The organism is Vibrio sp. V03_P4A6T147 (genome assembly GCF_002241085.1).
In the GTDB taxonomy this organism is placed as follows: domain Bacteria; phylum Pseudomonadota; class Gammaproteobacteria; order Enterobacterales; family Vibrionaceae; genus Vibrio; species Vibrio anguillarum.
Genome location: NZ_NDIO01000381.1, coordinates 1 through 3,288, shown reverse-complemented (window position 1 = coordinate 3,288; position 3,288 = coordinate 1). Strand labels below are relative to the sequence as shown.

1 protein-coding gene is annotated in these 3,288 nt (G+C 44.5%); it reads left to right on the top strand.

Annotated elements, in window-relative coordinates; genetic code table 11:
* The first annotated feature begins 500 nt into the window (after nucleotides 1–500).
* Nucleotides 501–3,131, top strand: a complete 2,631-nt coding sequence (topA, locus tag B9J84_RS14495) for a type I DNA topoisomerase (protein WP_064625008.1) — start codon at nucleotides 501–503, stop codon at nucleotides 3,129–3,131.
* Nucleotides 3,132–3,288: the final 157 nt, after the last annotated feature.

Genomic DNA, 3,288 nt, shown 5'->3' with positions numbered 1-3,288 from the left:
GATGTGCGAGGATAGTGCCGTAAAAGGGTAGGTAATTTCAATGATTTCAAATAGAATTCGGCGCAAAATTCGATGGAGTGGATTCTCAAGCTTTGACCAAAGAGAGAAGTCACGTCTAAGCTTAATCAAGAAAGCCGATTTTTTATGCAATGAGAATGTGTGACTTACGGCATATTTCATTGGATTTATTTCGCGAACTGATAATACTCACTTTAGTATGAGCGCCAAAGCACGTTTAGTAGAGTGCTGCAGCAATGAAAGTCAAGCTCACAAGCGCCACAGGACTCGATTTTAAACTTTTCAATTTAGGTTGGAAGGCTGGCGGAGAATAGGCTACTGAGCTCTGGTTGCATTTTGACCAATTATTGAGTGGTTGAATTTTATTTTTAAAAAACATGTTGATCTTCTTGTTAACTGGCTCGATAGTAAAAAAAGAAGCAATAATTTAGAACGTCATGCGATTTACTTTCGCGTAATGATTAAGGGCATTTGAGTCAATTATGGGTAAATCACTCGTTATAGTGGAATCGCCAGCCAAGGCTAAAACGATCAATAAATATCTTGGTAAAGATTTTATCGTTAAGTCGAGCGTAGGGCATGTTCGTGATCTTCCAACCGCAGGTCAAAGTACCGCTAAAAAAGCAACGCCTAGTTCTTCTTCAAAGAACCTTAGCGCTGAAGAGAAAGCACGCTTGAAAAGCGAGAAAGACCGCAGTTCGTTAATTAAGAAGATGGGCATCGACCCTTATCACGGCTGGGAAGCGAATTACCAAATTTTGCCGGGTAAAGAAAAAGTAGTGGCGGAATTGCAAAAGCTTGCCAAAGATGCCGACTGCATTTATCTCGCAACCGATTTGGACCGCGAAGGAGAGGCCATCGCTTGGCACCTTCGTGAGATCATCGGTGGCGATGAACAGCGATACAAACGAGTTGTATTTAACGAAATTACTAAAAATGCAATCCAACAAGCCTTCCAAACACCGGGTGAATTGAATATCGACGGTGTAAACGCCCAACAAGCGCGTCGTTTCATGGACCGTGTGGTGGGTTTTATGGTCTCTCCATTACTTTGGAAAAAAGTGGCGCGTGGCTTGTCTGCGGGTCGCGTCCAATCGGTGGCGGTGAAATTACTTGTTGAGCGTGAGCGTGAAATTAACGCGTTTGTCCCTGAAGAGTTCTGGGATATCCATGCTGATACGAAAACGCAAGATAAAACGGATTTCCGTCTGTTGGTTGCGCAAAAAAATGATGTAGCGTTTAAACCTGTCAACGAAGCGGAAGCTAAATCAGCGGTTTCGATTTTAGAAAAAGCTTCTTACGAAGTGTGTAAACGTGAAGACCGCCCAACCAGCAGTAAACCTTCCGCTCCTTTTATCACCTCGACGTTACAGCAAGCAGCCAGTACTCGCTTGGGTTACGGAGTGAAGAAAACGATGATGCTAGCTCAGCGCTTGTATGAGGCAGGTTACATCACTTATATGCGTACCGATTCAACCAACTTAAGTGCTGAAGCGGTTGAAGCGGTTCGCAGCTATATTGGTAGTGAGTTTGGACAAGCCTACTTACCTGAGAATCCGTTAGCTTATGGAAGTAAGCAGGGCGCTCAAGAAGCGCACGAAGCGATTCGTCCATCCAGTGTGGATGTTAAAGCCGATGATTTACAAGGTATGGAAGCGGATGCTCATAAGCTATACGCACTAATCTGGAATCAGTTTGTTGCTTGCCAAATGACGCCAGCTCAATACGATTCGACCACGGTGAGCGTGAAAGCGGCAGAATTTACCCTTAAGGCGAAAGGTCGCATCCTTAAATTTGATGGTTGGACACGAGTTCAACGTCCAATGGGTAAGAATGAAGACCAAATTTTACCTCCAGTGAAAGTGGGCGAAACGTTGTTATTGCAAACGTTAGATCCAAAACAACATTTCACTAAGCCACCGGCACGTTATACGGAAGCTGCGCTGGTAAAAGAGCTTGAAAAGCGTGGTATAGGCCGACCATCGACGTATGCTTCTATCATCTCTACTATTCAAGATCGCGGCTATGTGAAAGTGGATCAGCGACGTTTTTATGCTGAGAAAATGGGTGAAATCGTCACCGATCGTCTGGATGACAGTTTCAATGACTTGATGAACTATGACTTCACCGCGCGAATGGAAGAAAAGCTGGACCAAATTGCAGCAGGATCTGCAAATTGGAAAGGAGTCTTGGACGATTTCTTTAAAGATTTCACTGCAGATTTAGAAACGGCTGAACTGGATGAAGAACAAGGTGGTATGAAACCCAACCACATCGTGATGACCGACATTCAATGTCCGACATGTTCACGTCCAATGGGAATTCGTACAGCCTCTACAGGGGTGTTCCTCGGTTGTTCTGGTTATGCACTACCACCTAAAGAGCGTTGTAAAACCACCATTAACCTAGGTGACGAAGAAGGCGTCATCAATGTCTTGGAAGAAGATGTTGAAACGGCTGCACTGCGCGCCAAAAAACGTTGTCCTATCTGTGAAACGGCGATGGATGCGTACCTAATCGATGACACACGTAAAATGCATGTGTGCGGGAACAATCCGAACTGCGAAGGTTACGTTGTAGAATTCGGTGAGTTTAAAGTTAAAGGCTATGATGGCCCAGTTGTTGAGTGTGACAAGTGTGGGTCAAACATGGTGCTGAAAAATGGCCGTTTTGGTAAGTACATGGATTGCACCAGCGATGACTGTAAAAATACGCGTAAGATCTTAAGAAGCGGCGAAGTTGCTCCACCAAAGGAAGATCCTATCCATTTCCCTGAATTGCCTTGTGAAAACTCGGATGCGTATTTTGTACTGCGTGATGGCGCTTCAGGCCTGTTTCTTGCGGCGAGCAATTTCCCGAAATCTCGCGAGACACGTGCGCCATTGGTTGAAGAATTGGCTCGTTTTAAAGAGCGCCTAGCACCAAAGTATCAATACCTAGCGGATGCGCCTACACATGATCCTGATGGTGTGGCGGCGGTTGTACGCTTTAGTCGTAAGTCAAAAGAACACTATGTACGCACTGAGATAGAGGGTAAACCCTCAGGTTGGACGGCGTTGTACGATAATGGGCGGTGGGAAATTACCGATAAGCGTAAAAACGCTAAAAAATAGCCTTTAATGTGATCAATGCGAAAAGGTAGCCTTCGGGCTACTTTTTTTTGGCTGGAGTTTGAGCAAGTTCAATTATTCATATAATTCATAGTGAATTTATCGCCAATATTTTGACATTTGTCGAGTAAGACAGTAATGATGAACTATCCACAAGCGA